Origin of the sequence: Sphingomonas canadensis, assembly GCF_026013525.1 — a bacterium.
In the GTDB taxonomy this organism is placed as follows: domain Bacteria; phylum Pseudomonadota; class Alphaproteobacteria; order Sphingomonadales; family Sphingomonadaceae; genus Sphingomonas; species Sphingomonas canadensis.
Window position 1 is genome coordinate 78,292 of sequence record NZ_JAPDRA010000011.1, and the last position, 26,573, is coordinate 104,864.

The 26,573-nt window shown below is 68.9% G+C and carries 24 protein-coding genes; 13 read left to right on the top strand and 11 right to left on the bottom strand.

What is annotated here, in order from left to right; all coding sequences use genetic code 11:
• Window positions 1-36: 36 nt before the first annotated feature.
• From OM513_RS18055 to purM, 5 genes are all read right to left on the bottom strand, one after another.
• Complete coding sequence (locus tag OM513_RS18055; protein ID WP_264946151.1) at window positions 37-2,331, bottom strand: patatin-like protein; 2,295 nt, start codon at window positions 2,329-2,331, stop codon at window positions 37-39.
• A 2-nt stretch (window positions 2,332-2,333) separates the two neighbouring features.
• Window positions 2,334-3,029 carry an endonuclease/exonuclease/phosphatase family protein gene (locus tag OM513_RS18060; protein WP_264946153.1) on the bottom strand — a complete coding sequence of 232 codons (696 nt, stop codon included), beginning with the start codon at window positions 3,027-3,029 and terminating at the stop codon, window positions 2,334-2,336.
• A 14-nt stretch (window positions 3,030-3,043) separates the two neighbouring features.
• Entirely contained in the window at window positions 3,044-3,418 is a 375-nt protein-coding gene (locus tag OM513_RS18065; RefSeq protein WP_264946155.1) for an MmcQ/YjbR family DNA-binding protein, read from the bottom strand.
• Window positions 3,415-3,984, bottom strand: a complete 570-nt coding sequence (gene purN / locus OM513_RS18070; RefSeq protein WP_264946157.1) for a phosphoribosylglycinamide formyltransferase — start codon at window positions 3,982-3,984, stop codon at window positions 3,415-3,417. The genes OM513_RS18065 and purN overlap by 4 nt, the downstream gene beginning before the upstream one ends.
• An 84-nt stretch (window positions 3,985-4,068) precedes the next feature.
• Window positions 4,069-5,163: a phosphoribosylformylglycinamidine cyclo-ligase gene (purM, locus tag OM513_RS18075; protein WP_264946158.1), complete on the bottom strand. Its 1,095-nt coding sequence runs from the start codon at window positions 5,161-5,163 to the stop codon at window positions 4,069-4,071.
• 63 nt (window positions 5,164-5,226) lie between these two features.
• On the opposite strand from purM, the gene OM513_RS18080 reads away from it, so the two are divergent.
• Genes OM513_RS18080 through OM513_RS18095 form a run of 4 tightly spaced genes read left to right on the top strand, consistent with a single transcriptional unit; the run spans window position 5,227 to window position 10,793 of the window.
• Window positions 5,227-6,495 carry a heavy-metal-associated domain-containing protein gene (locus tag OM513_RS18080; protein WP_264946160.1) on the top strand — a complete coding sequence of 423 codons (1,269 nt, stop codon included), beginning with the start codon at window positions 5,227-5,229 and terminating at the stop codon, window positions 6,493-6,495.
• Window positions 6,496-6,505: 10 nt separating this feature from the next.
• Window positions 6,506-7,129: a P-loop NTPase family protein gene (locus OM513_RS18085; RefSeq protein ID WP_264946161.1), complete on the top strand. Its 624-nt coding sequence runs from the start codon at window positions 6,506-6,508 to the stop codon at window positions 7,127-7,129.
• Complete coding sequence (locus OM513_RS18090) at window positions 7,126-9,288, top strand: RNA degradosome polyphosphate kinase (RefSeq protein WP_264946162.1); 2,163 nt, start codon at window positions 7,126-7,128, stop codon at window positions 9,286-9,288. The genes OM513_RS18085 and OM513_RS18090 overlap by 4 nt, the downstream gene beginning before the upstream one ends.
• A 2-nt stretch (window positions 9,289-9,290) precedes the next feature.
• Window positions 9,291-10,793: a Ppx/GppA family phosphatase gene (locus OM513_RS18095; RefSeq protein WP_264946163.1), complete on the top strand. Its 1,503-nt coding sequence runs from the start codon at window positions 9,291-9,293 to the stop codon at window positions 10,791-10,793.
• Window positions 10,794-10,818: 25 nt separating this feature from the next.
• Here the strand turns inward: OM513_RS18095 and OM513_RS18100 are convergent, their stop codons facing one another.
• Together OM513_RS18100 and rnd are read right to left on the bottom strand one after the other, a co-directional pair.
• Window positions 10,819-11,124 (bottom strand): I78 family peptidase inhibitor, encoded by a 306-nt coding sequence (locus OM513_RS18100; RefSeq protein WP_264946165.1) that lies wholly within the window; start codon window positions 11,122-11,124, stop codon window positions 10,819-10,821.
• Window positions 11,121-12,296 carry a ribonuclease D gene (gene rnd / locus OM513_RS18105; RefSeq protein ID WP_264946166.1) on the bottom strand — a complete coding sequence of 392 codons (1,176 nt, stop codon included), beginning with the start codon at window positions 12,294-12,296 and terminating at the stop codon, window positions 11,121-11,123. The genes OM513_RS18100 and rnd overlap by 4 nt, the downstream gene beginning before the upstream one ends.
• Before the next feature lie 101 nt (window positions 12,297-12,397).
• On the opposite strand from rnd, the gene aspS reads away from it, so the two are divergent.
• The gene (aspS, locus tag OM513_RS18110) at window positions 12,398-14,179 is read left to right on the top strand and encodes an aspartate--tRNA ligase (RefSeq protein WP_264946167.1); all 1,782 of its coding nucleotides are present in this window, start codon (window positions 12,398-12,400) and stop codon (window positions 14,177-14,179) included.
• A gap of 41 nt (window positions 14,180-14,220) precedes the next feature.
• The gene (locus OM513_RS18115) at window positions 14,221-14,997 is read left to right on the top strand and encodes a polyphosphate kinase 2 family protein (RefSeq protein WP_264946168.1); all 777 of its coding nucleotides are present in this window, start codon (window positions 14,221-14,223) and stop codon (window positions 14,995-14,997) included.
• Window positions 14,998-15,013: 16 nt separating this feature from the next.
• On the opposite strand, the gene OM513_RS18120 is transcribed toward OM513_RS18115, so the two are convergent.
• Window positions 15,014-15,643 carry a carbonic anhydrase gene (locus OM513_RS18120; protein WP_264946169.1) on the bottom strand — a complete coding sequence of 210 codons (630 nt, stop codon included), beginning with the start codon at window positions 15,641-15,643 and terminating at the stop codon, window positions 15,014-15,016.
• A gap of 55 nt (window positions 15,644-15,698) precedes the next feature.
• On the opposite strand from OM513_RS18120, the gene lipA reads away from it, so the two are divergent.
• Together lipA and OM513_RS18130 are read left to right on the top strand one after the other, a co-directional pair.
• Window positions 15,699-16,628, top strand: a complete 930-nt coding sequence (gene lipA, locus OM513_RS18125; RefSeq protein ID WP_380916410.1) for a lipoyl synthase — start codon at window positions 15,699-15,701, stop codon at window positions 16,626-16,628.
• 4 nt (window positions 16,629-16,632) lie between these two features.
• Window positions 16,633-17,109 carry a type II toxin-antitoxin system RatA family toxin gene (locus OM513_RS18130; protein WP_264946171.1) on the top strand — a complete coding sequence of 159 codons (477 nt, stop codon included), beginning with the start codon at window positions 16,633-16,635 and terminating at the stop codon, window positions 17,107-17,109.
• On the opposite strand, the gene OM513_RS18135 is transcribed toward OM513_RS18130, so the two are convergent.
• Genes OM513_RS18135 through OM513_RS18145 form a run of 3 tightly spaced genes read right to left on the bottom strand, consistent with a single transcriptional unit; the run spans window position 17,055 to window position 19,245 of the window.
• Window positions 17,055-17,570 carry a CinA family protein gene (locus OM513_RS18135; RefSeq protein WP_264946235.1) on the bottom strand — a complete coding sequence of 172 codons (516 nt, stop codon included), beginning with the start codon at window positions 17,568-17,570 and terminating at the stop codon, window positions 17,055-17,057. The genes OM513_RS18130 and OM513_RS18135 overlap by 55 nt on opposite strands.
• Before the next feature lie 2 nt (window positions 17,571-17,572).
• Window positions 17,573-18,106, bottom strand: coding sequence for a hypothetical protein (locus tag OM513_RS18140; RefSeq protein ID WP_264946172.1), 534 nt, complete (start codon window positions 18,104-18,106; stop codon window positions 17,573-17,575).
• Window positions 18,103-19,245: a bifunctional 2-C-methyl-D-erythritol 4-phosphate cytidylyltransferase/2-C-methyl-D-erythritol 2,4-cyclodiphosphate synthase gene (locus tag OM513_RS18145; protein WP_264946173.1), complete on the bottom strand. Its 1,143-nt coding sequence runs from the start codon at window positions 19,243-19,245 to the stop codon at window positions 18,103-18,105. Before OM513_RS18145 ends, OM513_RS18140 begins: the two co-directional genes overlap by 4 nt.
• Before the next feature lie 84 nt (window positions 19,246-19,329).
• On the opposite strand from OM513_RS18145, the gene dusB reads away from it, so the two are divergent.
• Genes dusB through ntrX form a run of 5 tightly spaced genes read left to right on the top strand, consistent with a single transcriptional unit; the run spans window position 19,330 to window position 26,541 of the window.
• The gene (dusB, locus tag OM513_RS18150) at window positions 19,330-20,328 is read left to right on the top strand and encodes a tRNA dihydrouridine synthase DusB (RefSeq protein WP_264946174.1); all 999 of its coding nucleotides are present in this window, start codon (window positions 19,330-19,332) and stop codon (window positions 20,326-20,328) included.
• A complete protein-coding gene (locus OM513_RS18155) occupies window positions 20,304-21,404 on the top strand; it encodes a two-component system sensor histidine kinase NtrB (protein ID WP_264946175.1) in 1,101 nt (366 codons plus the stop codon). The genes dusB and OM513_RS18155 overlap by 25 nt, the downstream gene beginning before the upstream one ends.
• The gene (gene ntrC / locus OM513_RS18160; RefSeq protein WP_264946176.1) at window positions 21,401-22,852 is read left to right on the top strand and encodes a nitrogen regulation protein NR(I); all 1,452 of its coding nucleotides are present in this window, start codon (window positions 21,401-21,403) and stop codon (window positions 22,850-22,852) included. Before OM513_RS18155 ends, ntrC begins: the two co-directional genes overlap by 4 nt.
• Before the next feature lie 60 nt (window positions 22,853-22,912).
• A complete protein-coding gene (locus OM513_RS18165; RefSeq protein ID WP_264946177.1) occupies window positions 22,913-25,165 on the top strand; it encodes a sensor histidine kinase NtrY-like in 2,253 nt (750 codons plus the stop codon).
• Window positions 25,162-26,541 carry a nitrogen assimilation response regulator NtrX gene (gene ntrX / locus OM513_RS18170; protein ID WP_264946178.1) on the top strand — a complete coding sequence of 460 codons (1,380 nt, stop codon included), beginning with the start codon at window positions 25,162-25,164 and terminating at the stop codon, window positions 26,539-26,541. Before OM513_RS18165 ends, ntrX begins: the two co-directional genes overlap by 4 nt.
• Window positions 26,542-26,573 lie beyond the last annotated feature (32 nt).

Consider the following 26,573-nt stretch of genomic DNA (forward strand, 5'->3'; position numbering starts at 1 on the left):
AGCCTGCTCCGCCCGGCCGGGGGCAGTACGACGGGCTCAGCCGACCTCGCGGCGCAGTTCCTCGAACAGCCCGGGCACCGCCTTCAGCCGCGGCTCCTCCTCGTCCAGGATCGCGTGGAATGCCGCGCGCTTCACCGCCTCCGCCCGCTCCGCAGGGAGCGCGCCGGACGGCAGGGTGGAAAGGATGATGTCGATCAGCCGCTCCGCCCCGTGCAGGCGCCCCCACAGATAGTCGTTCTCGCGATAGGCGCGGCTGAAGAAGGCGCCGAAGCTGTTGAACTGGATGCCCTTCAGGCTGGCCTCCGCGCCGCCCTTGCGGATCGCGCCGCAATCGTCGGGCGAGATGCGGTCGACGCGGATCGGATCGAACTCGTCCATCCCCTCGCCCTGGAGCAACGGCAGCGTGGCGATATCGAAGAAGGGGAAGCCCAGATGCGCGAGCAGCAACGGGCGGCGCAATGTGCGCGACAATGCCGCGAACCCCTCGGACAGCCGCGTGTCGGTTTCCGCGTCGAGCGCCTTGAGCGACATGCGCGCGGCGATCGCATCCAGGATCGGCCCGGCATCGCGTTTCAGCGCGCGCGCCTGCTCGCGGAGATCCGAGAAGCTGTCGGTGCGCTTCAGCTCCAGATAGCGGCCGAGCGAATCATAGATGGCGTCGCGCATCGGCAGCAGCTCCGCGGTGGAGCTGGGATCGTCGATCTCCGCCAGCCGCCGCGCGAGCAGGCGCAGCCGCCGGATGCGGAAGCCCAGATCGTGCGCACGCAGGAACTCCAGCGTCTCCGGCGTCGCGCCATTGGCGATCGTGGCGCCGAAGCGGTCCGCCCCGCGTTCGCGCACGGTCCAGGTCAGCGCCTCGCGGATCTCGCGCAGCCGCTCGGGCGAATGGCGGTCGTCGAGGCCGTGGAGAAGCTGAGCGGTGCGCGCGATCGTGCCGTCCACCTTCAGCAGGCCATAGGCGGTGTGGCCGTATCCCGCCTTCGCCGCGGCGGCGATCTGGGCGCGGCGGCGCCACGATGCGAGCCGCTTCGGGTTCGGATAATCGAGGAACAACGTGTAGCCGAACAGAGATTCGACCTGGGTTTCCACTTCCGTCCGGATCTCGCCGATGATGCCCAGCATCCGCTCGATCCGCTCGGAACGTTCGGCGATTTCCTCCAGATTGTCGCGGATCGGCTGCTCGCGCGGCAATTCGGAAAGCGCGCCGATGATCGTCTGGAAAAAGCCGGGGCGCTCGGCGGGCGCGCCGTAGAAATCGAAGCGGCCGTTGGGCCAGGGATCGATGAACACGAAGCGCCGGTCCACCTGCCGCCGCGCCGGACGCTCGCGCAGCGCGTCGGTCGCGGGGCGGAAGGGCGCGTTGGCGAGCACCGATCCATCGATCAGCACCGCCTTTTCCGCGCGGCCGTCCTCCCATTGGCGCGGCAGGACATGCGCGAGGAAGGCGTCGCGCCCGTCCCAGGCGATGCCGCGCCCGGCCACCACCGTGTCCATCTCCTCGACGGTGAGCGGCGGGAAGGCGCCAGGGAAGCTGGAGGTCGCGCGCGCGGCAAAGGCCAGCTCGCACGGATGGGCGAAGCGCGCGCCGGGATCGCCATGATCGCCGAAGGAAAATACCAGCCGGTGCTCGTTCTCGATCACCTTGGGAGGCGAATTGAGCCGAAGCTCCTCCGGATGGCCGCGGAAATCGGTGACGGTGACGAACAGGTCGAGCGGCTGGCCGTCTGGCAGCAGCCGCTTGCCCGCGGGCGCGGCCGCCATCGCGTCGAGCGCGTCGAGCAGCGTGCCCAGGAGCTGGCTGCCTCCGAACGGCGGCTCGAACCAGCGCGAGCGCACGAACCGCTCCAGCTTGCCGCGCACCTCGTCGCGCGCGACTGCCTCCACGGTATGCTCGATCGTCTTGCTGCGGTTGGCGACGAACCAGGCGATCGGCGCCGCCCAGAATTTCTGGAGCCGGTGCGACGGCGCCTGGCTGGGCGCCAGCAGCGCCTCCACATCGGCAGCCTCCATCCACAGGTCGGTCAGCGGATCGAGCGACTGGCCGGTAGAGATCGCCTGCGCCAGGAACACCGCGTTGATCCCGCCCGCGCTGGCGCCCGCCAGAATGTCCACCAGCACGCGCAGCCGCAGCCCGGTGGCCTCCGCGATCTCGTCGAGCAGCGCGCGATACAAGCCCTCGCTGCCGCCGCCGGGCGGATCACGATCCAGCGCGCCGCGGCTGGCGCGGGCCAGCCGCCAAATCTCCTTGGTGATGCCGTGCATGTACACGGCCAGGCTGATCCCGCCGTAGCAGACGAGCGCGAGGCGCAGCTCCTTGTCGCGCTCGGCCATGGTCAGCCGCGCTCCAGCACCGCCCAGACGGGCAGGTGATCCGATGCGGTGCGAGCGGCGGCGCTGTCATGCACCCCGCAATCGGCGACGCGCAGGCCGGGGGAGACCATGATCCGGTCGAGCCGGGCCACGGGGCGGCGGGCATGGAAGCTGCGGCCGGTGGGCGCGATCTCCATCTGCGCGGCGAAATCGCGCAGGCAACCCGAATTGGGCCGCCATTCGTTCAGATCGCCCATCATCACCACCGGCCTATCCTCGGCCCCTGCGGCCGCATGGGCAAGGATCGCGTGCGCCTGCCGCCGCCGCCACAGGCCGGAGAGGTCCAGATGCATGCCCACCACACGGATCGCATGGCCATTGACGCGGATATCGGCCATCACCGCGCCGCGCGGTTCGATCGCGGGCAGGTGGATCGGTTCGCAATCCAGTATCTCGGCGTCCTTGCGCACCAGCAGCGCGTTGCCGTGCCAGCCCATGCTGGCGGCGCGCATCGCGACGGGCACCGGCTTCCACGGGCTGTGTTCGGCGAGGAGGTGGGGCGTCAGCACCGCGGTGCGCGTGCCGAAGCGGCGATCCGCCTCCTGCAGTGCGATCACATCGGCGTCGATCTCCGACAGCACGTGGAGCGTGCGTTCGGGATTGCGCCGCCGATCCGTGCCGATGGCCTTGCGCATGTTGTAGCTTGCGACCTTGAGCATGGAGCGCAAACGCCTCAGTCCAGCGCCGGAGCCAGCCGCGCGGGCGCGACCAGCCGCCAGCTTCGCGCCACCCGGTCTGCGACATGCTCCCAGTCGGTGCCGCCGGTATCGAGGCGCAGGCCCACCCAGCCGGCATGGCCGATATAGGGCGGAACATAGTAGAGGCCGGACTCCGCCTCCACGAGCATCGCCTGCTCGTCCAGGCCGCTGGTCTTCACCTGAACCGCGGTGCGCCCGTCGCCGTGATGGTTGTGGCTGAAATAGGCGAAGACCTTGCCCTTCTCGATGAAGAAGGCGGGTGCGCCATGCGAAAGTTTCTCAGCGGCGCGGGGCAGCGCCAGGCAGATTTCGCGCAGCCGCGCCAGATCGGCTTCAGGATCGGGGCTCATCGCGCCAGGAATTCTGCCAGAACGCGCGGGTAAAGGCGATGCTCCTCCTTCAGCACGCGATCGGCAAGGCTCTCCGGCGTATCGCCGGGCAGGACGGGAGCCTCCGCCTGGCCCAGCACCTCCCCCGCGTCCAGTTCCGCCGTGACGAGATGGACCGAGCATCCGGCCACGGCATCCCCGGCGGCAATGGCGCGCGCATGCGTATCCAGCCCCTTGTACTTGGGCAGCAGCGAGGGGTGGATGTTGAGGATGCGGCCCTCCCAGCGCCCCACGAATTCCGGTGAGAGGAGGCGCATATAGCCCGCGAGCGCGATGGCTTCGGCGCCGGATTGGCGGATCGCATCCTCGATCGCGGCCTCATATTCGGCTTTCGGAATGCCGCGCGGCGAATGGGCGAAGACCGGAACGCCCTGCTCGCGCGCCCAGGCGAGGCCGGCGGCTTCGGGCTTGTCGCTGGCGACCAGCACCACCTCGAAGCCGCTGTTGGCCGCGCGGGAGGCGGCGACCAGCGACATCATGTTCGATCCCCGGCCGGAGATAAGGATGGCGACCCGTGCCCGCTTCATCACATGGGCCGTTCGGGTTGAGCGTGTCGAAGCCCCTTGGCGCGAAGCTGTGGCCGCCCTTCGACGGGCTCAGGGCGAACGGGCCTAAAGACCATGCGTCGCGCTCCACGGGGCGCGGGCGCTCCAGGTCTCGGCGCCGCCCGATACGGTGCAGCCGCGCGGCCCTTCCGCCACATCGCCGATCGAAAACACTGTTTCCCCAGCGGCTTGCAGCGCCTGCGTGACCGCGGTCACCTTTTCCGGGGCCACGATCACGGCCATGCCGATGCCGCAGTTGAAGGTCCGCGCCATCTCTTCCGGCTCGATATTGCCCTGCGCCTGAAGGAACGCCATCAGCCGCGGCTGATCCCAGGCGTCCGCATCGATCCGGGCACGACAGTTCGCGGGGAGCACGCGCGGAATATTCTCCAGCAGGCCACCGCCCGTGATATGCGCCAGCCCGCGGATTTCGCCCGCCTGCACCAGCGGCAACAGGCTCTTCACATAGATGCGCGTCGGCGCCATCAGCGCGTCGATCAGCAGCACCTCCTGGTCGAACAGCGCGGGGCGATCGAGCTTCCACCCCTTGTCGGCCGCCAGGCGGCGGACCAGCGAGAAGCCGTTCGAATGCACGCCCGCCGAGGCAAGGCCGAGGATGACGTCGCCGGGCCTCACCTGCGTCCCGTCGAGCAGCCGGTCGCGCTCCACCGCGCCGACGCAGAAGCCCGCAAGGTCATAGTCGCCGTCGGCGTACATGCCCGGCATCTCCGCCGTCTCGCCGCCGATCAGCGCGCAGCCTGCCTGGCGGCATCCCTCGGCGATGCCCGCGATCACGCGCTCGGCGACGGCGTTGTCCAGCTTGCCGCTGGCGTAATAGTCGAGGAAGAACAGCGGCTCCGCGCCCTGGACGATCAGATCGTTGGCGCACATCGCGACAAGATCGATGCCGACGCCGTCGTGGCGGCCGCTGTCGATCGCGAGCTTCAGCTTGGTGCCCACGCCGTCGTTCGCGGCGATCAGCAGCGGATCGCTGTACCCGCAGGCTTTCAGGTCGAACACGCCGCCGAATCCGCCCAGATCGGCGTCGGCGCCGGCGCGGCGGGTGGAGCGGGCGAGCGGGGCGATGGCGCGAACCAGCGCGTTGCCGGCCGCGATCGAGACGCCCGCGCGGGCATAGGTGTAGCTTTCGGGATCGCTCATGTGCGCCGCCTAGCGACAACCCGCTTGGATTTCCACGCCCGCTTCGCCAAAAGGGCGCGGTCCATGGCCAAGCGTCGCATTTCCACCCTTTATGGCATCGCATCCGCGGTCGCGCTTGTCGGCGTGAGCGGGATGGTGATGGCGCAGAATGAGCAGCAGGCGGCGAAGCCCGCCGCGGCCCAGCCCAAGGCGCGCGCCGTCGCGCAGGGGCCGTCCGCGGGCGATTTCCGCGGCAGCTTCGAGGTAACCGGGGTCGAGGTGGACGTAAGCGGCGCCAATGCCGATGCCGCGCGCCAGGGCGGCTGGCGCCTCGCCCAGCGCAAGGGCTGGCAGATGCTGGCGGCCAAGGTAGGGGGCAAGGCGACCAACCTGTCCGACTCGGCACTCGATTCGCTGGTCACCGGCATCGTGATCGAAAATGAGCAGATTGGCCCGACGCGCTATGTCGCGCGGCTTGGCGTGCTGTTCGATCGCGCGCGCGCCGGGGCGATCCTGGGCGTGTCGCTGGCGGTGACGCGCTCGCCGCCGATGCTGCTGTTGCCCGTGCAATGGTCCGGCGGCACCGGGGTTGCGCTGGAACGCGATACAGCGTGGAAGCGCGCCTGGGCCAATTTCCGCACGTCGGAATCGACGATCAACTATGTCCGCGCGCGCGGCACCGGCCCCGATTCGCTGCTGCTCAACGCGGCGCAGACCGGGCGGCGCGGACGCGGATGGTGGCGCGCGGTGCTGGGCCAATATTCCGCGGCGGACGTGCTGATCGCCGAGGTGCAGCTCCACCGGCTCTATCCCGGCGGGCCGATCGTGGCGGTCTTCACCGGCAGCCATGGGCCAGACCGGCAGCGAATCGGCGAGTTCGCGCTGCGGGTGGAGAAGCCCGACGCGCTCGACGCGCTGCTCGAAGCCGGGGCGAAGCGGCTCGACAAGATGTTCCAGGACGCGCTGGCCGCCGGGCGGCTCAAGAGCGATCCGCTGCTCGCCTATCGCGCGCCCGTAGCCGCGCCGGAGGAAAAGCCGGAGGACGAGGGCGAGACAGAGGCCACGCCCGCGCCGGAGGCGGCGCCCCCTGCCGCCACCGCGACCTATAGCGTGCAGTTCGACACGCCCACCGCGGGATCGCTGACCGCGGGCGAGGCATCGGTGCGCGGCGTGCCCGGCGTGCGATCGGCGTCCACCACCAGCATGGCGCTGGGCGGCATATCGGTGATGCGGGTCAGCTATGACGGCAGCATCGACAGCCTCCGTTCGGCGCTGGAGGCCCGCGGCTGGAGCGTGCAGCAGGGGCCGGGCGTGCTCCGGATCCGCCGCCCGGGCCAGTCCTCCGAAAACTAGGCTCCCCGGCATGGAACAGCTCGTGCTGCCGCTCGCCGCCCCGGAGACGAGCGAGACCGAGTTCATCGTCACCGATTCGAACGCGCGCGCCGTGCAGCAGCTCGAACGCTGGGCGGCGTGGCCGGTGATGGCCGGGCTGCTGGTCGGCCCGCGCAAGTCCGGTCGCAGCCTGCTGGGGCGGATCTTCGCGGCCAAGAGCGGGGGCACGCTGATCGACGATGCGGAGCGCGTGCCCGAGGCGGCGATCTTCCACGCCTGGAACCGGGCGCAGGCCGAGCATCGCCCGCTGCTGATCGTAGCGGACGCACCGCCGCCGGAATGGCAGGTGTCGCTGCCCGACCTGCGATCACGGCTGGCGGCGACCCCGCTGATGCGGATCGATCCGCCGGACGACACGCTGATTCCGCTGCTGCTCGCGCGGATGCTGGACCGCCGCCACCTCCAGCCGCGCGAGGATCTGGTCGGCTGGCTCGCCCGAAATGTCGAGCGCAGCCATGTCGCGCTGGTCCGCGCCGCCGACGCGCTGGAGACGGAAGCGTTCCGAAGGCGCAGCCCGCGCTTGTCTGTCCCCGTCGCCCGCGCCACATTGGCCGGGGCCGGATTGCTGGCCGGAATCGAAAGCGAACCCGAATGACGCGCCCCGCCACGAGGCTGAACGACGACGATCCCTTCGCCGCCGCCCCGGAAGGGCGCTATTTCAACCGCGAGCTGAGCTGGCTGGCGTTCAACCGGCGCGTGATGGAGGAGGCGTGCAACCCCGCCCATCCGCTGCTGGAGCGGCTACGCTTCCTGTCGATCTCCGGATCGAACCTCGACGAATTCTTCATGGTCCGCGTCGCCGGGCTGATGGGCCAGCAGCTCCTGAACGTCGAGGTGCGCTCGGCCGACGGGCTCACCCCGCGCCAGCAGCTTGCGGCGATCGTCGAGGATGCCGCCGCGCTGGTCGACAGCCAGCAGGCGGTGTGGAACGACATCCGTGCCGAGCTGGCGCCCATCGGCCTGGAGGTGCTCGACGCCGACGCGCTGACCGGCGAGGCGGGCGAATGGCTGGAGACCCATTTCCGCGACAAGATCTTCCCGATCCTGACGCCCCAGGCGCTGGATCCTGCGCATCCGTTCCCGTTCATCCCCAACAAGGGGTCGAGCGTGATCTTCGATCTCGTCCGCATCTCCGATCGCGAGCCGGTGCGCGAGCTGGTGCTGCTGCCGGCCAGCACGCCCCGCTTCGTGCGCCTGCCGGGCGAACCGGCGCGCTATGTGACGGTGGAGACGCTGCTCAAGCGCTTCTCGCCGCTCATGTTCCCCGGATATGAGATCAACGGCGCCGCCGCCTTCCGCGTGCTGCGCGACAGCGACATCGAGATCGAGGAAGAGGCGGAGGACCTGGTCCTGCTGTTCCGCAGCGCGATCAAGCGCCGCCGCCGAGGCCGCGTGATCCGCCTGGAGATGGAGGACGGGATCGCTCCCGAACTCGAATCGGTGCTGAAGGAGGAACTGGGCGGCAGCGAGGCGGTGCTGACCGAGACCGGCGGTTTCCTAGGCATCGGCGATCTGGCGATGCTGGTGGACGAGGACCGGCCGGACCTGAAGTTCCCGCCGTTCAGCGCGCGCTTTCCGGAACGCATCCGCGAATATGGCGGCGATTGCTTCGCGGCGATCCGCGCCAAGGACATCGTGGTCCACCACCCCTATGAGACGTTCGATGTCGTGCTGTCCTTCCTGCGTCAGGCGGCGTCGGACCCCGATGTGGTGGCGATCAAGCAGACGCTCTATCGCGCGGGCAAGCAATCGGCGGTGATCGCCGCACTGATCGCCGCGGCGGAGGCGGGCAAATCGGTCACCGCCGTGGTGGAGCTGAAGGCGCGTTTCGACGAGGAGCAAAACCTGCTGTGGGCCGATGCGCTGGAGCGCGCGGGCGTGCAGGTGGTCTATGGCTTCATCGACTGGAAGACGCACGCCAAGATATCCATGGTCGTGCGGCGCGAGGGCGACGGGGTGCGTACCTATTGCCACCTGGGCACCGGCAATTATCACCCGGTCACCGCGCGTATCTACACCGATCTCAGCTTCTTCACCGCCGATCCGCGCGTGGGCCGCGATGCGGCGCAGATCTTCAACTATGTCACCGGCTATGTCGAGCCGCAGGGGCTGGAGCTGCTGTCGATCTCGCCGCACCACCTGCGCCAGCGGCTGATGGGCCTGATCGACGACGAAATCGCCAATGCCCGGGCGGGCAAGCCGGCGGTGATCTGGGCCAAGATGAACTCGCTGGTGGACCCAGCCACGATCGACAAGCTCTATGAGGCCAGCAACGCGGGCGTGGAGATCGAGCTGATCATCCGCGGAATCTGTTGCCTGCGCCCCGGCGTGCCCGGCCTGTCGGACCGGATCCGCGTTAAGTCGATCGTAGGCCGCTTCCTGGAGCACAGCCGCATCTGGGCGTTCGGCAACGGCCACACGCTGCCCAATGACGGGGCGAAGGTGTTCATCTCGTCGGCGGACTGGATGCCGCGCAACTTCGATCGCCGCGTGGAATTCATGCTGCCGATCCTGAACAAGACGGTCCATGATCAGGTGCTGGACCAGGTGATGGTCGCCAACCTGATCGATAACGAGCAGAGCTGGGAGCTTCAGCCCGACGGCCGCTACCAGCGCGTCGATCCGGGCGAGACGCCGTTCAACCTGCACCGCTATTTCATGACCAACCCCTCGCTCTCCGGCCGCGGCGCGGCGCTGGGCACCACCAAATCGGTGCCCAAGCTGACGCTGAAGCGGAAGAAGGGCAGGAAATAGCGATGGCCGGGGCCACGCTCCTCTTCCGCAAGCCGCGCGCGGAGTCGCCGCCCGGGGCGCAGCGGGTGGGGATCATCGATATCGGCTCCAACTCGATCCGCCTCGTCGTCTATCAGGGCGCCGCGCGGATGCCGGCGATCCTGTTCAACGAGAAGGTGATGGCCGGGCTGGGCCGCGGGCTGGCGGAAACCGGGCTGATCGCGCCGGAGGGGCTGGCCACCGCCCGCATCGCGCTCGCCCGCTATGCGCTCCTTGCGCGCGAGATGCAGCTTACCGAGCTGCGCACCGTCGCTACCGCCGCGGTGCGCGAGGCGTCGAACGGCGGCGAGCTGATCGCCGCGGCGCGCGAGCTGGGGCTGGAGGTGGAGCTGCTCTCCGGCCAGGAAGAGGCGAGCGCGGCGGGCATGGGCGTTCTCTCGGGCATTCCCGATGCGGACGGCATCGTCGGCGATCTCGGCGGCGGCAGCCTTGAGCTGGTGCGCGTGGTGGCGGGAACGATCACCGATCGCGTGTCCTTCCCGCTCGGCGTCCTGCGGCTCGCGGCGCTGCGCGGCGGGCGCGGGACGCTCGACCGGCGCGTCGGACGGATGATCGCGGAGGCCGGGTGGAAGGGGCGGGGGAAGGGGCTGCCCTTCTATCTCGTCGGCGGATCGTGGCGCGCGCTGGCGCGGCTGGACATGCACCTGTCCGATTATCCGCTGCCCGTTGTGCATCAATATCACCTGCCCGTGGACCGCGTGGCGCGGCTGGGGCGCACGCTCAGCCACATCTCGAAGAGCAAGCTGCGCGGCATCCCGAACATGACCGGCGCGCGCATGTCCACGCTGGGCGACGCCACCGCGCTGCTCGCCAGCGTGCTGCGCCACCTGGGATCGGGCGAGTCGATCGTCTCCGCCTTCGGGCTGCGCGAGGGGCTGTTGTTCGCGCGGCTCAACGCCGATCAGCGGCGCGAGGACCCGCTGATCGCCGCCACGCGCGACGAGGGGCAGCGGCTGGGCCGATTTCCGGAGCATGGCGACCTGCTCGAACGCTGGATCGCCCCGCTGTTCGCGGGCGAGGCGCCGGACGCCGCGCGGCTGCGCCATGCCGCCTGCCTGCTGGCCGATGTCGGCTGGCGGGCGAACCCCGAGTTCCGCGCCGAACGCGGCATGGAGATCGCGCTTCACGGCAATTGGGTGGCGATCGACGCTCCGGGACGCGCGGTGCTGGCGCAGGCGCTCTACACCGCGCTGGGCGGGGGACTCGAATCGCCCGATCCGCTGCCGCGGTTGGCCTCCGCCGAGGCGCTGGAGCGCGCGCGCCACTGGGGGCTGGCGATCCGGCTGGGCCAGCGGATGAGCGGCGGCGTGGCCGCGCCGCTGCGGCGCACGCGGCTGGCGATCGACGCGGAATCGCTATGGCTGGTGCTGGAGGCGGGCGACGCCGCGCTCTATGGCGAGGCGGTTGAGAAGCGGCACAAGGCGCTCGCCGCCGCGATGGGCCGCCAGCCGGTGATTGCGAGCTGAGGCAGGGCGACGCTGCGCTGCCGGATCAGCCGCAGCGGATATCGGTCAGCACGTTGGCATCGTCGACATAGGCGTTCACGCGATCCTCGCGATAATCCATCGTCACGGCCATGCCCGGCGCGATCCGCCGCATCGAGACGGAGCCGGTGCGCGCGACGATCTCCTTCGCAACCGCCTCCGTCAGCGGCTTGCCGATCAGATCGCGCACGCCATCGGCGTTGCACGTGCCGGAAGCCGGGGCGGGCGCCGGCTGCGGCGCGGGCGGCTGGCTCTGCGGGATGCAGGCGGCGGTGGCGAACAGGGCGGCTGCGGGCAGCAGGATGCGAATCATGCAGGGTCCTCGGTACGGGTCATCTTCAGCTTTCCGCCCCGTACCGTGAACCCAAGCTGACCCTCCACCAGGGCCAGCGCGTCGCGCCCGAACTGCTCGTACCGCCAGCCTTCCAGCATCGGCAGCTTCTCGCGCTGGCCGGCCGCCAGCGCCTCCAGCTCGTCCGATCGTGCCAGCAGGCGCGCCGCGACGTTGATCTCCTTGGCGCGGATCTTGAGAAGCAGCTTGAGCAGATCCGCCACCAGCGCACCGTCCTTGCCCAGCGGCGGCTTGCGATCGTCGCGCGCGGGGAGCTCGGACGAGCGCATCGGCACCGCGTCGGCCAGCGCAGCCATCAGCCGCGCGCCGATGTCGTTGCCCGCCCAGGCGGCCGAAAGCCCGCGCACGCGGCCCAGGTCCGCCTGTTTCTTCGGCGGGTTGGAGGCGAGATCGGCCAGCGTCTCGTCCTTGACGATGCGGCCGCGGGGCAGGTCCTTGCCCTGCGCCTCAAGCTCGCGCCAGCGGGCCAGCGCCTTCAGCCGGCCGAGCACCTCGGCCTTGCGGCTGGAGATGCGCACGCGCTGCCACGCCTCGTCGGGATCGTTGTGATAGTTCTCCGGATCGGCGATCCGCTCCATCTCCTCGTCGAGCCAGGCGCCGCGACCGGTCTTGCGCAGCTTTTCCAGCATCTTGGGGAAGATCTTGGAGAGGTGCGTAACGTCTGCGATCGCATAGTCGATCTGGCGCTTGTCGAGCGGCCGGCGGCTCCAGTCGGTGAAGCGCGCGCCCTTGTCGATGGTGATGCCCAGATAGGTGTCGACCAGGTTCGAATAGCCGATCTGCTCGCCTTGCCCCAGCGCCATCGCCGCGATCTGGGTGTCGAACAGCGGGTGCGGGGTCTTGCCGGTCAGGTTATAGACGATCTCGATATCCTGGCCGCCGGCGTGGAAGACCTTCAACACCTCCTCATTCTCGGTCAGCAGGTCGAGGAGGGGGGTCAGGTCGATCCCCGGCGCCATCGGATCGATCGCCGCGGCCTCTTCGTCGTCGGCGATCTGGATCAGGCAGAGCTCCGGCCAGTAGCTGTTCTCGCGCATGAACTCGGTATCGACCACGACATAGGGCTTCGCAGCGAGCCGGGTGCAGAGATTGGCGAGCGTGGCAGAGTCTTCGATTAAGCCATGAATGTGCATCGCGGCGCCATATACGTGTCTTCGGGTTGACAAAAGAGTGCGTGAGGGGAAAGCGCAGCCCCCAATCCCTTCAATCGCAGATTCAGCAGAAAAGAAGACCGATGCACGCCTATCGCACGCACACCTGCGCCCAGCTTCGCGCCGAGGATGTCGGCCAGGAGGTCCGCCTTTCGGGCTGGGTCCACCGCAAGCGCGACCATGGCGACCTGGTCTTCATCGACCTGCGCGACCATTACGGCATCACCCAGATCGTGACCGAGGTGGACGGCCCCGCCTTTGCGGTGATCGAGTCGCTGCGCAGCGAATCCGTCGTCACGATGACCGGCAAGGTCGTGGCCCGCGCGGCCGAGGCGGTGAACCCGAACCTGCCCACCGGCGCGATCGAGGTGCGCGTGACCCATGCTGTGGTCCAGTCCGCGGCGCAGGAGCTGCCGCTGCCGGTGTTCGGCGATGCCGAGTATCCGGAGGACATCCGCCTCAAATACCGCTTCCTCGATCTGCGCCGCGAGCGGCTGCACAAGAACATCGTGCTGCGTTCCAACGTGATCGCCAGCCTGCGCCAGCGGATGATCGGCCAGGGCTTCACCGAGTTCCAGACCCCGATCCTGACCGCGAGCAGCCCGGAGGGCGCGCGCGACTATCTGGTGCCCAGCCGCGTGCATCCGGGCAAGTTCTACGCGCTTCCCCAGGCGCCGCAGATGTTCAAGCAGCTCCTGATGGTCGCGGGCTTCGATCGCTATTTCCAGATCGCGCCCTGCTTCCGTGACGAGGACGCGCGCGCAGACCGCAGCCCCGGCGAGTTCTACCAGCTCGATTTCGAGATGAGCTTCGTCACCCAGGACGATGTGTTCGCCGCGATCGAGCCCGTGCTGCACGGAGTGTTCGAGGAGTTCGCGGAGGGCCGCACGGTGAGCCCGCTGCCGTTCCGCCGCATCCCGTACCGCGAATCGATGCTGAAATACGGCAACGACAAGCCGGACCTGCGCAACCCGATCCTGATCACCGACGTCTCGCACCATTTCGCCGGATCGGGCTTCGGCCGCTTCGCCTCGATCGTCGAGGCGGGCGACGTGGTGCGTGCGATCCCCGCGCCCAAGACTGCCGAGCACAGCCGCAAGTTCTTCGACGACATGAACGTCTGGGCGCAGGGCGAGGGCTTCCCCGGCCTGGGCTATGCCACGCGCAAGGGCGGCGAATGGGGCGGCCCGATCGCCAAGAACCATGGGCCGGAGAAGATGGACAAGCTGGCCGACGAGCTGGGCCTCGGCCCCGACGACGGCCTGTTCTTCGCCGCGGGCAAGGAGGCCCAGGCGGTGAAGCTCGCCGGCCTGGCGCGTACCCGCGTGGGCGAGCAGCTTGGCCTGATCGACAAGAACCGCTTCGAATTCTGCTGGATCGTCGATTTCCCGATGTTCGAGGCGGACGAGGACACCGGCAAGATCGATTTCAGCCACAACCCCTTCAGCATGCCCCAGGGCGAGCTGGAGGCGCTGGAAACCAGGGATCCGCTCGATATCCTGGCGTACCAGTACGACATCGTGTGCAACGGCGTGGAGCTGAGCTCGGGCGCGATCCGGAACCACAAGCCGGAGATCATGTACAAGGCGTTCGAGATCGCCGGCTATTCGCAGGAACAGGTCGACACGAACTTCGCCGGCATGATCAACGCCTTCAAGTTCGGCGCCCCGCCGCACGGCGGATCGGCGCCGGGCGTGGACCGCATCGTGATGCTGCTGGCCGACGAGCCGAACATCCGCGAGGTGATCGTCTTCCCGATGACCCAGAAGGCGGAGGACCTGATGATGCAGGCCCCGTCGAAGGTGAGCGACAAGCAGCTCAAGGAGCTGCACATCCGGCTGGCGCCGGGCGTGACGCTGGATTGATGCCTCTCCCCGCGCCGCCTGGCTTCGGCTAGGCTGCGCGGATGACGATCGATCTTTCGGATTACGAATCCGGCGAGCCCTTCACGGGCGACTATGAAGCGGCGCTGGAAAAGCTCCAGAAGCGCCTGTCGCACATCCACGTCGCGCATATCGTCCACCGGCGGCGCGCGGTCGTGCTGTTCGAGGGGTGGGACGCGGCGGGGAAGGGCGGCGTGATCAAGCGGCTGACCGCCGAGTGGGACCCGCGCTATTTCGAGGTCTGGCCGATCTCCGCGCCCACCACGGAGGAGTTGGCGCACCACTTCCTGTGGCGTTTCTGGCGCCGCCTGCCGCCCCAGCACAATATCTCCGTGTTCGACCGGAGCTGGTACGGCCGCGTGCTCGTCGAGCGGGTGGAGGGCTTTGCCAAGCCCGAGGAATGGCGCCGCGGATATGACGAGATCAATGCGTTCGAGGCGCAGCACGCCTCTTACGGCACCACGCTGGTGAAGGTCTTCATGCACGTGACCCAGGAGACGCAGGACGCGCGGCTGCGCGACCGGCTGGAACATCCGTGGAAACGCTGGAAGACCGGCCTGGACGACTATCGCAACCGCAACAGGCGCGCCGAATATCTGGATGCGATGCATGAGATGTTCGAGCGTACCAACACGCCCGCAGCACCCTGGATCGTGATCGACGGCAACGACAAGAAGGCCGCCCGCGTCGCCGCGCTGGAGGCGATCGCGGACCGGCTGGAATCGCATGTGCCGATGCAGCCGCCGGAGCTCGATCCCGAAGTGGTGGCCGCGGCACGCAAGGCGGGGGTGATCGATTAGCGGCGCTTCCGTTCGGTTACGCCGCCCGGAACTCCCCGTCCTTGCCCATCACATGAAGCAGGCCGTCGGCGATCGCGAAATAGGCGCCCTGAAGGGTAAGGGTGCCCGCCGCCTCGCGTTCCGGGATGCAGGGGAAGGTGCGCAGGTTGGCGATCGAGACGCGCACCGTCTCCAGCTCCATCGCGCGGATCGCCGCTTCGCCGGTGCCATGCTCGGCCACGATCCGCTCACGCGCATCGTCGAGCATGTCGACCCAATGGGCGATGAACCCGCCCGCACCCGGCGCCTTGCCGGCGAAGCGCTGCGTCAGCGCGGCGTGGACGCCGCCGCATGCGCCATGGCCCATCACCACGATCTCGCTCACCTCAAGCTGGGTGACCGCGAATTCCAGCGCGGCGGAGACGCCATGGCGGCTGCCGTCCAGCTCAAAGGGCGGGACGAGGTTGGCGACGTTGCGCACCACGAAGATCTCGCCCGGCGAGGTATCGAAGATCTGTGCGGGATCGACCCGGCTGTCCGAACAGGCGATCACCATCACCTTCGGGCTCTGTCCTTCGGATAGTTCCGTCCAGCGGGCGCGCTGGCGTTGCCAGCCGTCGCCACGGAAGCGTGCATATCCTGCAAGCAGGTCGGCGAAATCGGTCATGCCCGTCTCTCTAGCGCGTGTTGTGTCGGCTACAAGCCATCGCTAGATGCACGCCATGAACGAACTCTCCCCGGCACCGCGCCCGGAGCGCGTGCGCAAGCCCGACTGGATCCGGGTGAAGGCCCCCACCTCACAGGGCTTCGCGGATACCAAGGCGCTGATGCGCCGCCTGAACCTGGCCACGGTCTGCGAAGAGGCGGCGTGCCCCAACATCGGCGAATGCTGGACCAAGAAGCATGCGACGGTGATGATCCTGGGCGACGTCTGCACGCGGGCCTGCGCCTTCTGCAACGTCAAGACGGGGATGCCGCGCAAGGTGGACCCGCTGGAGCCCCAGCATGTCGCCGATGCCGCGGCGGAGATGGGGCTGGAGCATATCGTGGTCACCTCGGTCGATCGCGACGACCTGCCCGATGGCGGCGCGGGCCAGTTCGTGAAGGTGATCGAGGCGCTGCGGCGGACCACGCCCGCGACCACCATCGAAATCCTCACGCCCGATTTCAGGAACAAGCACGAAGCCGCTGTGGAAGCGATCGTTTCCGCCCGGCCGGACGTGTACAACCATAATCTGGAGACGGTGCCGCGGCTCTATCCCACGATCCGCCCCGGCGCGCGCTACTATGCCTCGCTGCGGCTGCTGGAAACGGTGAAGAAGCTCGATCCGACGATCTTCACCAAGTCCGGCGTGATGCTTGGGCTGGGCGAGCAGCGGCTGGAGGTCCATCAGGTGATGGACGACATGCGCTCCGCCGACGTCGATTTCCTGACGATGGGCCAGTATCTCCAGCCCACGCCCAAGCACGCCAAGGTGGAGGAGTTCGTCACCCCCGCGGCGTTCCAGGCCTATGGCGCGATCGCGCGGGCCAAGGGCTTCCTGCTGGTTGCCTCCACGCCGCTCACCCGCTCCAGCTATCACGCGGGCGACGACTTCGCGAAGATGAAGGCCGCGCGCGAGGCGAAGCTGGCGAAGGCGAAGACCGCCTGACGCGATGCCGCGGCACCAGGAAACGCGGCGGCTGCCGTACAGCCCCGATCAGATGTTCGACATGGTGGCCGATGTCGGCCGCTATGGCGAGTTCCTGCCCTGGGTATCGGCGGTCCGCGTGCGATCGAACAGCGAAACCGAGATGGTCGCGGACCTGGCGGTGGGCTTCAAGGGGCTGAGCGAGACCTTCAGCTCGCGCGTGCGCAAGCAGCGGCCCCACCATCTCCACGTCGACTATCTGGAAGGGCCGCTGAAGCACCTCCACAACGATTGGCGCTTCCGCTCGGACGGGGAGGGCGGGTGCATCGTCGACTTCACGGTCGATTTCGCGTTCAAGAGCCGGATGTTCGAGATGCTGGCAGGCCAGATGTTCGACCGGGCGTTGCGCAAGATGATCGGCGCGTTCGAGGAGCGCGCCGCGAAGCTCTACGCCGGCTCCTCGGGCGGCATCAGCAGCTCCAGCGCGCACAACGCCGCCTGAAGCCTTACGCCAGCGCGACCATTGTCGGTGAACTCGTGCTTGTCGGCCACGACATGCTCCGGGTCCTGGCCGCGTTCGGCGCGCGCGAACACTACGGTGCCCACGGGCTTCTTCTCGCTGCCCCCAGCGGGGCCGGCGATGCCGGTGATCGCGACCGCGACATCGGCGTCGGTCGCATCCAGCGCGCCCTGCGCCATCGCCCAGGCACATGCGACCGATACCGAGCCGAAGGTTTCCAGCACGTCCGTGCTGACCTTCAGCAGCTTGGTCTTCGCCTCGTTGGAATAGGTGACCAGGCTCGCCTCGAGCACGTCGGACGATCCGGGAATCTCGGTGAGCGCGGCAGCCACCAGCCCGCCGGTGCAGCTTTCCGCCACGGCGATGCGGCGCCCGCGGGCGCGATTGGCGTCCAGCACGCCGCGCGCGGCATCGATCAGTTCGGGGGGAAGCAGTGAGTCGATGGTCACTTGGCGTTCCTAGGGCAGGGACGGAGCTTCTCCGATTCGCGGTCCTTGCGACCGAGCTCGAAGATGGTCACCGCGGCCGTGGCCAGGTTCTCCGGCGGCAGCGGGGCCAAGGCGGTGATCAGATCGTTCGCGGGGGCGCAGTCCGCCGGATCGAACTTCTCCAGCAACGCGGGCCCGATCATCGCCTGGATCAGCGGGCCGGCGATCGCGCGCTCTGCGTCGCCCAATTCCTTGCCCTCCATCGCGGCGAAGGCGTCGAGCACCTGCGGCCAGGCCTTGTCGGCGGCGCTGCGATATTTGCCCATCACGTCCTTCGGCATATTCGCGAGAAGCGCGTCGGCCGGAAGCCGATCGGCGCAGCGCTCACGCAGCTCATCGAGCACCGACGGCAGCATCCCGGTGATCAGTGCGCGCGCGGCCGGAAGCGGCAGGCACCGCGCCTCCTGCGCCGTGGCCTCCACCGGCAGGGCAAAGCAGGCGGCGAGTGCCGACCAGCGAGCGGCCGTCCGCAAACGGTTGAACCCTCTCATTCCTGTCTCTCCGCTAGTCTGACGGTGGCGATCGCCTGGGCCGCCATGCCCTCGCCACGTCCGGTGAACCCCAGCCGTTCGGTGGTAGTCGCCTTGATGCTAATGCGCGACGCGGGTAGCCGCAACAGCCCAGCGATGCTGGCGCGGATCGCCTCGCGATGCGGCCCGATCTTCGGGGCCTCGCAGATCAGCGTGAGATCGATGAAGTCGATGACGCCGCCGGCCGCGGTCACCAGCCCGGCGGCATGCTCCAGGAAGCGCGCCGATGCGGCGCCGCGCCACTGCGGGTCGCTGGGCGGGAAGTGCATCCCGATATCGCCCGCGCCGATCGTGCCCAGCAGCGCATCGGTGATCGCATGGAGCGCGACATCGGCGTCGCTGTGGCCGCTGAGGCCATGGCTGTGCGGGATGCGGATGCCGCCGAGCCACAGTTCCTCGCCCTCGGCGAAGCGGTGGACGTCGAACCCCTGCGCGGTGCGCACCGTCATGTCCGCGCGCAGCCTGGCCTCGGCAGCGGCGAAATCGGCGGGGTGGGTCACCTTCTCCAGCATCGGGTCTCCGGGCACGATGATGACGTCATGGCCCCGCGCACGCACCATCTGGGCGTCGTCGGTGGCCTCGGCGTCCTGGGGCCATTCGCGATGCGCGTCCAGCACGGCCGGATAGCGGAACGCCTGCGGGGTCTGCACACGCCACAGCCCGTCGCGGGGCACCGTCTCCCCCAGCATCTCGCCGCCATGCGCCAGCGTATCGGCGACGGGGAGGGCGGGGATCGCGCCGTCATGGCTCTCCAGCGCCGCCAGAAGCGCGTCGATCACGGCTGCGGGAAGGAAGGGACGGGCGGCGTCATGGATCAGCACGCGATCCGCGCCCGCCAGCGCCTCCAGCCCGTTGCGCACCGATTCGCGCCGCGTCGCGCCGCCCAGGACGAAGGGCACATCGCCCAGCGCGGCCGCCAGCGCCGGTTCCTGCCCCTCGCCGATCACGATCAGCACGCGGTCGATGCCCGGATGCGCGGAGAGCACGGCGTGGCTGTGCGCCAGCATCGCCCGGCCGCCCAGCGGCGCGAACTGCTTGGGCACGCCGCCGCCCGCGCGTGTACCCTGCCCGGCGGCGACGATGATGGCGGCGGTCGTCATGGCGGCGCGCCGTAGCGGGGGACGGGGCGCTTGCCAATCACCGCTTGCCCCGCTACGCGCCGCTGCCTATTTTTCAGGCAATTTATGACGATGCTCGCCCCCATCCAGATCGGTCCCGTGCGGATCGAGCAGCCGGTTATCCTCGCGCCGATGACGGGCGTGAGCGACCTGCCGTTCCGGCGGGTGGTGCGGCGCTACGGCTCGGGCCTCAACGTCACTGAGATGATCGCCAGCCAGGCCGCGATCCGCGAAACGCGCCAGTCGCTCCAGAAGGCGGCGTGGGATCCGATCGAGGAGCCGGTCTCGATGCAGCTCGTGGGTTGCTCGCCCTATGACATGGGCGAGGCCGCGAAGCTGAGCGAGGATCGCGGCGCGGCGATCGTCGACATCAACATGGGCTGCCCGGTGCGCAAGGTGACCAACGGCGACGCCGGATCGGCGCTGATGCGCGATCTGAAGCATGCCGCCGCGATCGTCGAGGCGTGCGTGAAGGCGGTGAAGGTGCCGGTCACGCTCAAGATGCGGATGGGCTGGGACCATGACAGCCTGAACGCGCCCGAGCTTGCGCGCATCGCCGAGGATCTTGGCGTCAGGCTGATCACTGTCCACGGGCGCACGCGCAACCAGATGTACAAGGGCTCGGCGGACTGGGCCTTCGTCCGCCGGGTGAAGGACGCGGTGACCGTGCCGGTGATCGTCAACGGCGACATCTGCACGGTGGAGGACGCGCGGACCGCGCTGGAACAGTCGGGCGCGGATGGGGTGATGATCGGCCGCGGCTCCTATGGCCGCCCCTGGATCCTGCGCCAGGTGATGGACGCCCTATGTGGCGGCGAAGCGCGCCCAGATCCCACGATCGAAGAACAATATCGCGTGATCGTAGAGCATTATATCGCGTCGCTCGAACATTACGGCAAGGAAACCGGCGTCAACATGATGCGCAAGCACATCGGCTGGTACACCAAGGGGCTGCACGGCTCGGCTGAGTTCCGCAACAAGGTGAACCAGGTGGCGGACGCCACCCGGGTGCTCGACATGCTCGACGAATTTTACGCGCCATGGCTTTCCCGCGCGGCGGCCTGAGGCGCGCGCGGCCAGAGCCGCCAGCCGGGCCGGGCTTTGCGGAGCTGTTCGCCACGCTGCCGGTCGCGGTGCTGGTGATCGATACGGAGGGCAGGATCGCGCATGCCAACGCCGCGTGCGAGCTACTGCTCAACCACAGCGAAAGCTCGATGGTGGGCCAGCCGCTGGGCGCGGTGCTGCACGCGCCGCGCGATTATGGCGAGCGGCGCGACGGCCATGGCTTCGCCGCGTTCGATATCGAGGTGGCGGCGGTACGCGGCCCGCGCATCCGGGTGGATTATCTGGAGACCCAGGTGCCTGATTATCCGGGCTGGCGGATCGTGACGCTGCACCATGCCCCCCAGGCGCGGCGGCTGAGCCAGGGCGAGCGATCGGCGGGCGCACGCGCCGCGGTCGGCGCGGCGGCGATGCTGGCGCATGAGATCAAGAACCCCCTGTCCGGCATCCGCGGCGCCGCGCAGCTCCTGCGCTCGGGCGGCGAGACGGATGGGGAGCTGACCGGGCTGATCACCGCCGAGGTCGATCGCATCGCCGCGCTGATCGATCGCATGCAGGACTTCACCGATACGCGCCCGCTGAAGCTCGCGCCGATCAACGTCTATCCGCTGCTGGACCATGCCCGGCGCGTTGCGCTGGCCGGATTCGCGCGAGGGATGGTGATCGAGGAGCGGTTCGATCCCTCGCTGCCGCCGGTCATGCTCGATCCCGATGCGTTCCAGCAGGTGATGATGAACCTGCTGAAGAACGCGGCCGAGGCGCTGAAGGGCCTGGCCCAGCCGCGCATCACGCTCACCACCGCCTATCGCCACGGCATGTCGGTCAGCACCGGCCCGGGGCGGCCCCGCCAGCCGCTGCCGATCGAGATCTGCGTGATGGACAACGGCCCCGGCGCGCCATCCGACATCGCCGAGCATCTGTTCGAGCCGTTCGTATCCGGCAAGCCGGAGGGGAAGGGCCTGGGCCTGCCGCTGGTGGAGAAGCTGGTCCGCGGCATGGGCGGAATCGTGCAATATGCGCGCGAGCGCAATCCGGAGGTCACCGTGTTCCGCATCCTGCTTCCCCGCGCCGCCGCATGAGCGCGCAGGGCAACATCCTGGTCGTCGATGATGACAGCGCGATCCGCACCGTGGTGGCGGCCGCGTTGCGCCGCGACGGGCATCGCGTGACCACCGCCGCGAGCGTCGCCGAGCTGGAGCGCGAGATGCGGCTGGGCGAGCATGACGTGCTGGTGACCGATGTGGTGCTGCCCGACGGCAACGGGCTGGACCTGATCCCGGCGCTGATCGAGGCGCACCCGGGGCTGCCCGTGATCGTCTTTTCCGCGCAGAACACGCTGGCGACCGCGGTGCGCGCGACTGAGGTGGGGGCGTTCGACTATCTGCCCAAGCCGTTCGACCTGGACGTGCTGGGCCAGGCGGTGCGCGGCGCGGTGGCCAAGCGGCGGCGGCAGCCGGCGGACCTGCCCGATGTGGAGGAAGGCGCCGGCCCCTCGCTGATTGGGCGCTCTCCGGCGATGCAGGAGGTGTATCGCGTCATCGCCCGCGTCGTTTCCAACGATCTCACCGTGCTGATCACCGGGGAGAGCGGCACGGGCAAGGAACTGGTGGCCCAGGCGATCCACGATCTGGGGCCGCGGCGGCGCAAGCCCTTTGTCGCGCTCAACATGGCGGCGATCCCGCGCGAGCTGATCGAGGCCGAGCTGTTCGGGCACGAACGCGGCGCCTTCACCGGCGCCGCCGCGCGCGTGGCCGGCAAGTTCGAGCAGGCAGCGGGCGGCACGCTGTTCCTGGACGAGATCGGCGACATGCCGATGGACGCGCAGACACGCCTGCTGCGTGTGCTGCAATCGGGCGAATTCACCACCGTGGGGGGCGCGCGCACGATCAAGGCGGACGTGCGCATCGTTGCCGCGACCAACAAGGATCTGGCCGCGCTGGTCCAGACCGGCCATTTCCGCGAGGACCTTTTCTACCGGCTCAACGTGGTGCCCGTGGCGGTGCCCGCGTTGCGCGAACGGCGCCAGGACGTGCCGCTGCTCGCACGCCACTTCCTAGATCGCGCCGCCGAAGACGGCCTGCCGCGCAAGCAGATCGACAAGGACGCGGTCGCGGTGCTCGAAAGCTACGACTGGCCCGGCAACGTCCGCCAGCTTGAGAATCTGATGCGGCGCATCGCGGCGCTGAGCCGCGACGAGGTGATCGACGGCGCCGCCATCCGCCGCGCGCTGGGGGAGGCGGGGGCGCCTGCTCCCGCCATGGCTCCCGATCCCGGGATCGAGGCGGCGGTGCGTGCGCGGCTGGAGCGGATCGCGATCGAGGAGCCGCGCGTGCTGGACGACGGCACGCTCTATGACCGGATCATCGGCGAGGTGGAACGCCCGCTGATCGAGGCGATGCTGGCGCGGCACGCGGGCAACCAGCTCCGCGCCGCGCGGGCGCTGGGGATCAACCGCAACACGCTGCGCAAACGGCTCGACACGTTGGGCATCGAAGTGGCGGGCGGCCGTCAGGATGGTGCCGAATAGCGACAGGTTGAGCAAGATTCTGTGTTTTCTGCGCAACGGTAGCGTTGTATCTAAGCAACGATGTCGTCTGTTGCCGAGCCAGTGACCACCACGCCGCCGCCCCGGAAGCGGTGGTTCTCGGTCACTCCGGCGGTCGAGTTCGGCGTGCTGGGCGTGGCGATGGCGGTGGCCATTGCGACCTATTTCATCCTCACCCGCGATCCTTCGTCGCAGCGGCTGCTGACGCCGCTGCTGGTGGCGCTGCTGCTGGTTGCCAACATGGTGCCGGCGATCGCGCTGCTGGTGCTGCTGGGCAGGCGAGTCGCCCGGCGCAGGGCCGCGCGATCGGAGGCGGGCGGGGGCGAGATGCACGTCCGCCTGGTGGCGATCTTCTCGGTATTGGCCAGCGTGCCCACGCTGTTCCTGGCGGTCTTCGCCTCGCTGCTGTTCCAATATGGCGTCGAGTTCTGGACGTCCGATCAGGCGCGCTCGATGCTCGACAACGCCTCGCGCCTGGCGGGCGAAAGCTACACGCGCGAGCTGAACAAGGTCGGCCGCGAGACCACGGTCATGCGCGAGGATCTGTTGTTCTACCTGCAGACCATGCCGGTCGACAGCGACCAGTTCATCTACGGCTTCGGGACCCAGGTGTACCGCCGCGGCCTGTCTGAGGGGATGATCCTGGAGGTTTCGCCCGACCACGAGATCCGTTCGCTGGCGCTGGTGAACCCGCATGACCGTCCGCTGGAGACGCTGGTGACGCCCGAGATGGTGCGCCAGATCGATCAGGGGAAGGATTCGGTGGTGGTCCGCGGGCAGGACCGGATCGGCGTGCTCACCTATTTCAACAAGAACGCGAAGCTCTATCTCTACGCCGCGCTGACGCTCGATCCGCTGCTGGCGTCGCAGCTTCAGCGATCGGAGCAGATCCAGAGCGATTATCGCACGCTGATGCACCGGTCGCGGTCGCTGCAGCTTCAGTTCAACGCGGCGCTGCTGGCGCTTTCGCTGCTGATCGTGGGCATTGCGGTGGTGATCGCGCTTGCCGTTGCGGACCGGCTGGTGCGGCCGGTGAACGAACTGGTGCGCGCCGCACGGCTGGTGGCCGGCGGCGACCTTACCGCGCGCGTCACCGAGCCGCGCACCAACGATGAGATCGGCACGCTGGGCGTTGCCTTCAACCGGATGACCGAACGGCTGCAGGAACAGACGGGCGAACTGGTCACCGCCAACGCACAGCTCGAAAGCCGCCGGGCGCTGATCGAGGCGGTGATGTCCGGCGTCAGCGCGGGCGTGATCTCGATCGACGCCAACCGGCGCGTGCGGCTGACCAACGAATCGGCCCGCGCGCTGCTGCGCCATGGCGAGCAGGACCTGGTGGGCCGCACGCTGGCGGATATCGCGCCGGAACTGGACGCCATGCTGGACGGTGCCGAGCGCGAGGCCGTGGTGCAGGTGACGACGGGCAGCGAGGCGCGGACGCTGGCGGTGAAGATCACCCGCGACGAGGGCGGGCAGGTGTTGACCTTCGACGACATCACCCAGCAGCTCCTCGACCAGCGGCGCGCGGCCTGGTCCGATGTCGCCCGGCGGATCGCGCACGAGATCAAGAACCCGCTGACCCCGATCCAGCTCGCCGCCGAACGGCTCCAGCGGCGCTACGGCAAGCTGGCCGAGGCGGAGGACGGCGTGTTCGCCCGGCTGACCGAAACGATCGTGCGCCAGGTGGGCGACCTGCGCCGGATGGTGGACGAATTCTCGTCCTTCGCGCGCATGCCCAAGCCGGTGTTCCGGGAGGAATCGCTGCTCGATATCGCGCGCCAGGCGATGTTCCTGCATGAGGTGGCGCATCCCGCGATCGCCTTCCACCTCAACGTGCCCGACGGGCCGGTGCCGCTGGTGTGCGACCGGCGCCAGATGGGGCAGGCGCTGACCAACGTCGTCAAGAACGCCGTTGAGGCGGTCGAGGCGCGCGGGGAGGGGGAGGCGTTGCCCCGCGGCGAGATCACACTGGCGATCGTGCAGGGCGAGGACGGGCGGATCACGCTGACCGTGGCGGACAACGGCATCGGATTGCCCGTGGAGCGCGACCGCATCGCCGAACCCTATATGACCACGCGCGCGCGCGGCACCGGCCTCGGCCTCGCGATCGTCAAGAAGATCGTCGAAGAGCATTTTGGAACGATAGGATTTTCTGACCGCGATGGTGGGGGCACCGTGGTCACGATCAACCTCGATCCGGCGCAGGTGGCCAGCATGGCCATCGACACGCCGGGAGAAGAAAGCCCCGAGCCGCGGCCCGCCGCGCTCACCCGAAGCGGAAGCAAGCAATGACACTCGATATCCTGGTGGTCGACGACGAACGCGATATCCGCGAGCTGGTGGCGGGCGTGCTGGAGGATGAGGGCTATGAGACGCGCGGCGCCGCGGACAGCGATGCCGCGCTGGAAGCGATCGCCGAGCGCCGGCCCAGCCTGGTGCTGCTCGACGTCTGGCTGCAGGGATCGAAGCTCGACGGGCTGGAGCTGCTCGACGAGATAAAGCGGCGTGACGCGACGATCCCGGTGCTGGTGATCTCCGGCCACGGCAACCTCGATACGGCGGTGGCGGCCATCCGCCGCGGCGCGGCCGACTTTATCGAAAAGCCCTTCGAGGCCGAACGGCTGCTGCTGATGGTCGATCGCGCGACCGAGACCGAGCGGCTGCGGCGCGAGGTGGCGAGCCTGCGCGCCTATGCCGGCCGCGAAACCGATCTGACCGGGACTTCCGCGGCGATCAACGGCGTGCGTGCCACGCTGAAGCGGGTCGCGCCGATGGGCAGCCGCGTGCTGATCACCGGCGGCGCCGGCGTGGGCAAGGAGGTGGCAGCCCGCCTGCTCCACGGCTGGAGCCCGCGCGCGGCGGCGCCCTTCGTCATCGTCAGCGCTGCGCGGATGACGCCCGAGCGGGTCGACGAGGAACTGTTCGGCGTGGAGGAGGGCGGGGACCTCGTCCGCCCGGGCCTGCTCGAACAGGCGCATGGCGGCACGCTGTTCCTGGACGAGATCGCCGACATGCCGATCGCCACCCAGGCCCGCATCCTGCGCGTGCTGACCGATCAGAGCTTCAATCGCGTCGGCGGCACGCGCATCGTGAAGGTCGACGTCCGCGTCGTCTCCGCCACCGCGCGCGACCTGATGTCGGAGATTGCGGCGGGCCGCTTCCGCGAGGACCTTTATTACCGGCTCAACGTGGTGCCGGTGTCGATCCCGCCGCTGACCGACCGGCGCGAGGACATTCCCGTGCTGGTCGACTATTTCGTCGCCCACTACGCCTCCGAACGCCGCGTGCCCACGCCCGAGGTGGCGGCCGACGCGATGGTGGCGCTGCAAAGCTACGAATGGCCGGGCAACGTGCGCCAGCTCCGCAACGTCGTCGAGCGCACCGTGATCCTGGCGCCGGGCGACCGCATCGGCCGCATCGACCTGGACCTGCTGCCGCCCGAAGTGCTGGGCAAGCCGGGCGATCCGGGCAACGGCGTGGGCGCCAGCGCGATCATGGGCGCACCGCTGAAGGAGGCGCGCGAGACGTTCGAGCGCGAATATCTGCGCGTCCAGATCCGCCGCTTCTCGGGCAACATCTCGCGCACGGCGCACTTCATCGGCATGGAACGATCGGCGCTGCACCGGAAGCTGAAGCTGCTGGGCATCACCGAGAGCCGCGAGGATTAGCGCGCCGCACGGGCACGCGGGAACAGTGTCCC